The following is a 222-nucleotide window of genomic DNA, read 5'->3' as shown; positions in this document are numbered from 1 at the left end:
TTTATGGCAACCGAGGAGGTCAGTATGAGTGGCAAGCGGTATACGGATGAGTTCAAGATCGAGGCAGTTAAACAAGTGACCGAGCGCGGTCATTCGGTGAGGGATGTGGCACAGCGACTGGGCATCACGACACACAGTCTGTATGCGTGGAAGCTGAAGTTCGGCCAGCCCGATATCGTGCGGCAGACAGAGTTGGATCAAAGCGCCGAGGTTCGGCGACTG

General features: G+C 55.9%; 1 protein-coding gene. It reads left to right on the top strand.

Annotated elements, in window-relative coordinates:
- Positions 1–24: 24 nt before the first annotated feature.
- A partial coding sequence (locus tag A985_RS0103160; protein WP_026131608.1) for a transposase occupies positions 25–222 on the top strand: 198 nt, incomplete at its 3' end.

Source organism: Pandoraea sp. B-6 (assembly GCF_000282835.1).
GTDB classification, from domain to species: Bacteria; Pseudomonadota; Gammaproteobacteria; order Burkholderiales; family Burkholderiaceae; genus Pandoraea; species Pandoraea cepalis.
This window is presented reverse-complemented; position numbering and strand designations above follow the sequence as displayed.